Annotated in this window: 6 protein-coding genes and 1 pseudogene; 1 reads left to right on the top strand and 6 read right to left on the bottom strand. The window is 72.7% G+C overall.

Annotated features, from left to right (window positions below; translation table 11 throughout):
• A pseudogene (locus RMO85_RS02300) lies at positions 1–217 on the top strand (hypothetical protein); the annotation flags it as partial.
• 9 nt (positions 218–226) lie between these two features.
• On the opposite strand, the gene RMO85_RS02295 reads toward RMO85_RS02300, so the two are convergent.
• From RMO85_RS02295 to RMO85_RS02270, 6 genes are all read right to left on the bottom strand, one after another.
• Entirely contained in the window at positions 227–1,270 is a 1,044-nt protein-coding gene (locus RMO85_RS02295; RefSeq protein WP_310526225.1) for an NAD-dependent epimerase/dehydratase family protein, read from the bottom strand.
• Positions 1,267–2,061, bottom strand: coding sequence for an S-methyl-5'-thioadenosine phosphorylase (locus RMO85_RS02290; RefSeq protein WP_310526224.1), 795 nt, complete (start codon positions 2,059–2,061; stop codon positions 1,267–1,269). The genes RMO85_RS02295 and RMO85_RS02290 overlap by 4 nt, the downstream gene beginning before the upstream one ends.
• A 25-nt stretch (positions 2,062–2,086) precedes the next feature.
• Positions 2,087–3,625 (bottom strand): cation acetate symporter, encoded by a 1,539-nt coding sequence (locus RMO85_RS02285; protein ID WP_310526223.1) that lies wholly within the window; start codon positions 3,623–3,625, stop codon positions 2,087–2,089.
• A complete protein-coding gene (locus tag RMO85_RS02280) occupies positions 3,622–3,996 on the bottom strand; it encodes a hypothetical protein (protein WP_310526221.1) in 375 nt (124 codons plus the stop codon). The genes RMO85_RS02285 and RMO85_RS02280 overlap by 4 nt, the downstream gene beginning before the upstream one ends.
• Position 3,997: 1 nt before the next feature.
• On the bottom strand, positions 3,998–4,711 hold the full coding sequence (locus RMO85_RS02275) for a LytTR family DNA-binding domain-containing protein (protein ID WP_310526220.1): 714 nt from the start codon (positions 4,709–4,711) through the stop codon (positions 3,998–4,000).
• Positions 4,708–5,386, bottom strand: a 679-nt coding sequence (locus tag RMO85_RS02270) for a histidine kinase (RefSeq protein ID WP_310526219.1), incomplete at its 5' end; no start/stop codon positions are given. The genes RMO85_RS02270 and RMO85_RS02275, both read right to left, overlap by 4 nt.

Here is a 5,386-nt window from a genome sequence, read left to right as displayed (position 1 = left end):
TCCGGTGCTGATCCTGGTCGCCGCCGCCGGCCTCGCGATCGTGGTCGCGGACCTCACCCGGCTGTCCAAGGCCGAGGTGGAGCGGATCTGGTTGCCGTTCATCCCGTGGCTGACCCTCTCGCTGACCCTGCTCCCGTCACGTCTGCAGCGGTGGGCACTGACCCTCCAGGTCGCCACGGCGCTGGCGGTCGAGCACCTGCTCTTCACCACCTGGTGACCGCGTCGGTCAGGCTCGCAGCGGCGCGGTCGCGAAGGCGCGCAGGCCCTCGTCCGGAGAGACCTCGGCGGTGAAGCCGAGCTCGGCGCGGGCCAGGTCGGGGGCGGCCACGACATGGCGCACGTCCCCCAGGCGGAACTGGCCCGTCACCAGCGGCTCCAGCGGCTGCCCGGTGCCCTCGGCGACGCGTCGGGCGACGTCGAGGATGCTGAGCGGACGCCCGGAGCAGACGTTGTACGCCGCACACCGCTCCGGCTCCGCGTCCACCACCGACTCCAGGGCGAGCAGGTTGGCGCGTGCGACATCGGCGACGTGCACGAAGTCGCGCATCTGACCGCCGTCCTCGTACACCCTCGGCGGCTGCCCGGCCTCGAGGGACGACCGGAAGATCGCGGCGACCCCGGAGTAGGGCGTGTCTCGTGGCATGCCCGGCCCGTAGACGTTGTGGTAGCGCAGCGCCGTGACCGAGCCGCCGCCCTGCCGCGCCCACGCTGCGGCGTACAGCTCCTGCGCGAGCTTGCTGACGGCGTAGGCGCTGCGAGGCTCGCAGCGGGCGTCCTCGTCCACGGTCGTCCAGTCCAGCGGGCTGGCGCACACGGGGCAGTGGGTCTCGAAGTCCCCGGCCTCGAGAGCCGCCACCGGTCGGGTCGGCGGCTGTTGCGCGCCGTGGCGGGGGCAGGTGTAGTGACCCTCGCCGTAGACGACCATCGAGGACGCGAGCACGAGCCGGCTCACGCCGGCGGCGTGCATGGCGGCCAGCACCGCCGCCGTGCCGAGGTCGTTGTGGGAGGCATAGACGGGCAGGTCGGCAACGGTGACGCCGGCTCCGACGACCGCCGCGAGGTGGCACACCGCGTCGACGCCGGTCAGCAGGGGGGCCCACTGGTGGGGGGTCCGGACGTCGTGCCGGTGGACCCCGGGTGGCGGTTCGCTGGCGCCGTGCGCCTGCGGCAGCATCAGGTCGAGCCTGACCACCTCGTGCCCGGCCGCGTCCAGAGCGGCGGCGGTCGCGGTGCCGATGAAGCCGGCGGCACCGGTCAGCAGGACCCTCATCGGCCGGGCACGTCGTAGGTCAGCTCGAGACCGTCCGCCCACGTCGAGCAGGTGCAGCCCTGCGGGTCGGGCAGGTGCGCGATCGCGTGTTCGAGGAGACCGGTCAGCCGCCCGAGGTTGGCGCGGAACAGCGCGAACACCTCGTCCTGGTCGACACCCTCGCCGGTCTCCGCCCCTGCATCGAGGTCGGTCACCAACGCCAGCGGGGCGTAGCACATGCCGAGCTCGCGAGCCAGCGCCGCCTCGGGTGCACCGGTCATGTTGATCAGGTCCCAGCCGCGGGCGGCGTAGTCGCGCGACTCCGCACGGGTCGAGAAGCGCGGCCCCTCGATCACCACCATCGTGCCGCCGGCGTGCACACTCGGGTCGGCTCCGGCCAGGGTGTGCGCGACCCCGGGGCAATAGGGGTCGGCGAACGGCAGGTGGATCGCGCCGGTCTCCACGAACGAGCCGACCCGGCGCACCGTCCGGTCGACCAGCTGGTCCGGGACGACGAGGTCGCCCGGGGCGACGGAGTCGCGCAGCCCGCCGACCGCGCAGGGAGCCAGCACCTGGCGGACACCGAGGGACCGGAGCGCCCAGGCGTTGGCGCGGTAGTTGATGGCATGCGGTGGGTGCTCATGGTGCCGGCCGTGCCGCGGGACGAACGCGACGCGGCGCCCGGCGACGGTGCCGACCGCGATGGGCGCCGACGGATCGCCGTACGGCGTCGGCACGACATGCTCGGTGGGGTTGTCCAGGAACGAGTAGAACCCGGTGCCGCCGATGACGGCGATGTCGGCGACAGTCACGCGGCCAACTGTAGGGCGGCTCCTGTCAGCGTTCGACGTCCACGGCCTCGGGGGTGTGGAGCCGGACCATGAACCGACCTGCGTGCGCCGGCACCTGGTCGCGTGTCGCCCGGCTGACGACGACCATCGTGGCCAGGGCCGCGGGCACGCTCCAGGCCGCAGGCTGGCCGAGGAGTACGGCGACCCACCCCGTGGTCTCGGAGGTGACCAGGGTCCAGCCCACCGCGAGGCCGGACCCGAGTCCGCCGACCGCCAGCCCGGCGACCGCGCCGACCGCCGTCAGCCCGCGCCACCAGATCCCGAGCAGGAGCAGCGGACAGAACGTCGAGGCCGCGACCGCGAAGGCCAGCCCCACCGTGCGGGCGACACCCACGTCGGGCCCGGCGATCGAGAACAGGGCCGGCACGACCACCGCGATCACGGCGCCGACCCGGAAGGCGCTGACCCCGGAGAGTCGATGGGTGCCGAAGATCCGTCCGGTGACGTCCTGCGACAGCACCCCGGCGACGGCGATGGACAGCCCGGACGAGGTGGACAGGAACGCGGCGAACGCGCCTGCGGTGACGAGGCCGGTGAGGGCTTCGCCGAGCAGGCCGTCGACCATCAGCCGGGGGAGCTCGAGCACGAGCACGTCGGAGCCTGCGGTCGCGAGGTCGGCGGCGTAGATGCGGCCGAGGGCGCCGTACACCGGAGGCAGCAGGTAGAACAGGCCCAGCAGGGCGAGCACCACGAGCGTCGTGCGCCGCGCGGCCCGACCGTCGGGGTTGGTGTAGAACCGCACGACCACGTGCGGCAGGCCCATGGTGCCCAGGAAGGTCGCGACGATCAGCGAGTAGGTGACGTAGAGCCCCTGGCCGCCGCCCTCCCCGAGCGGCAGCGACCAGAAGTCGGCACCGGCGCCCGCCCCGATCGTCGGGTCGGGTGCGCCGTCGCCGGCCCAGACCGCGAGCAGCACGCAGGCGGGCAGGAGCAGGGCGGTGAGCTTGAGCCAGTACTGGAACGCCTGCACGAAGGTGATGCTCCGCATGCCGCCGGAGCCGACGTTGATCAGCACGACGAGCGCCACCACGAGCGGCCCGACCCAGGAGGGTGCGCCGATGGCCGCCTGCAGGGTCAGCCCAGCGCCCTGGAACTGCGGCAGGAGGTAGAGCCAGCCGATGCCGACGACCAGCACCGAGCAGAGCGCCCGGACGCCGCGGGAGCCGAGACGTGCCTCCGCGAAGTCGGGCAGCGTGTAGGCGCCGCTGCGCCTCAACGGGGCCGCCACGAGCACGAGCAGCACGAGGTAGCCGGCCGTCCACCCCACGGGGTACCAGAGCATGTCGGCGCCGAAGGTGAGCACGAGCCCGGCGACGCCGAGGAAGGACGCGGCAGAGAGGTACTCGCCGCCGATCGCGCTGGCGTTGAGCCCGGGGCGGACCGTGCGGGACGCGACGAAGAAGTCGCTGGTGGTGCGGGAGAACCGCAGCCCCCAGGTGCCGATCGCCAAGGTGGCGATGGTGACCAGCACGACCGCGACGGAGCCGGGCACGACGTCGGTGCTCACGTCGAGGGGAAGGCTCACCGCTCCACCTCCTCGACGAGGGCCGCGAAGTCGCGCTCGTTGGCCTCCGACCGCCGGATGTAGAGCCAGCCGAGCGTCAGCAGCCAGGGATAGACGAGGACCCCGAGCAGCAGCCACGACAGCGGGAGCGGCCCGACCCGCACCTCACCGAGCCCCGGGATCAGGTGGAACGCGAGCGGCAGGCTCCCGACCGTGAGGGCGAGCAGGCCGAGGATTCGCAGCGCCAGTCGCAGCTGCTCGCGCAGCAGCGACTCCATGTAGACGCGGCCGAGCTCGGTGCCCGCGTCGATCTCCCGGGTCCCCGACCGGTGGGTCGTGGTGGCCCGACGCCGTGGCGGACCGGTGACCCGGACGCGCGGGATGTCGTTCACGTCACCGAGTCTCGCGGGTCAGGAGCTCGCGCAGCTCGCGGGTATGGCGCCTGCTGACCGGCAGCTCGCGGCCCCCGACCACGACGCTGACCCGGCCGGAGTCGACGCGCAGCTCGGAGACATGGGCCAACGCCACGAGCAGCGAGCGGTGGATCCGGACGAAGCCTGCGTCGGCCCAGTCCTCGGCCAGGGTCGACAGCGGCGTACGCACCAGGTGGGAGCCCTGGGTGGTGTGGAGTCGCGCGTAGTCGCCCTGGGCCTCCACGTGGGTGACATCGCTGCGAGAGATGAAGCGCGTGACGCCGCCGCGCTCCACCGGGATCTGGGTGTCGCCACTCGGCGAAGGAGCGGTGGACGCGATGACGCGTCGGACGGCCTCGGCGAGGCGCTCCTCGCGCACCGGCTTGAGGACGTAGTCGACGGCGTGCAGGTCGAAGGCCTCGACGGCGTGCTCCTCGTGCGCGGTCACGAACACGATCGGCGGCGGCTCCTTGAAGCGGGAGAGCACCTGCGCCAGGTCGAGGCCGGTGAGGCCGGGCATCTGGATGTCGAGGAAGACCGCGTCGACCGCGAGGTCCTGGAGGACGCGCAGCGCCTCGGTGGCAGAGTCGCAGCCCTGGATCGTGCCCACCCGCGGGTCCCTCTCGAGCAGGAACATGAGCTCGTCGAGCGCGGGGCGCTCGTCATCGATGACGAGGACGTTCAGTTGCGTCATACCTGGACTCCGGGAGCGAACTTGGGCACCCGGACGATGACCTTCGTGCCGGCGCCGGGGGCGGTCTCGACGACCAGACCGTAGTCGTCGCCGAACGCGTTGCGCAGCCGAGCATCGACATTGCCCAGGCCGACGGAGTCCATCTCGGTGTCTCCGGCCAGCGCGCGGCGGACCCGCTCGGGATCCTCGCCGGTGCCGTCGTCCTCGACCTCGATGACGCACTCCTGGTCGAGGTCGCGGGCGGTGATCGAGAGCCGACCGACCCCGTCCTGCTTGTCGGCGCTGGCCTCGAGGCCGTGCCGGACGGCGTTCTCGACGAGGGGCTGGATGCACAGGAAGGGTACGGCGACCGGCAGCACCTCCGGCGCGATCCGCAGCGTGACCGTGAGCCGATCGCCGAAGCGGGCCTGCTCCAGGAGGAGGTAGCGCTCGACGGAACGGAGCTCCTCGGCGAGTGTCGTGTAGTCGCCGTGGGCGCGGAACGAGTAGCGCGTGAAGTCGGCGAACTCCAGCAGCAGCTCGCGGGCCCGGTCGGGATCGGTGCGGACGACGCGGGCGATCGCGCCCAGCGTGTTGTAGATGAAGTGCGGTCTTATCTGGGCGCGCAGGGCACGCACCTCGGCCTCCATCAGTGCCGTGCGCGAGTCGTCGAGCCGGGCCAGCTCGAGCTGACCG

It is taken from the genome of Nocardioides sp. (genome assembly GCF_031422975.1).
GTDB lineage: Bacteria > Actinomycetota > Actinomycetes > Propionibacteriales > Nocardioidaceae > Nocardioides.
This window is presented reverse-complemented; position numbering and strand designations above follow the sequence as displayed.